At 44.8% G+C, this 250-nt stretch carries 1 protein-coding gene; it reads right to left on the reverse strand.

Annotated elements, in window-relative coordinates; translation table 11 throughout:
* Positions 1–6: 6 nt before the first annotated feature.
* On the reverse strand, positions 7–250 hold a 244-nt coding region (locus GUI70_RS23880), incomplete at its 5' end, for a hypothetical protein (protein WP_202630630.1).

The following is a 250-nucleotide window of genomic DNA, read 5'->3' on the forward strand; positions in this document are numbered from 1 at the left end:
TATGGATTATTGCTGAGCCACAAACTTGGCACGCGCTGCATGCAATTTCTTATAGCTGTCAATTAAACGTAGATGACGATCCAGCCCTTCAAGCTGCATATTGGTTTCGGTCAAACCATAGAAACGAACTGTGCCTTCGATTGAACCTAGAACGGCATCCATACGGGCATCACCAAACATACGGCGGAAGTTGTGCTCATAATCATCCAGTTCCATTTCATCATCCAGAATGACTTCCAGAACGACATTC

Source organism: Deinococcus alpinitundrae (assembly GCF_009982895.1).
Classification (GTDB): domain Bacteria; phylum Deinococcota; class Deinococci; order Deinococcales; family Deinococcaceae; genus Deinococcus; species Deinococcus alpinitundrae.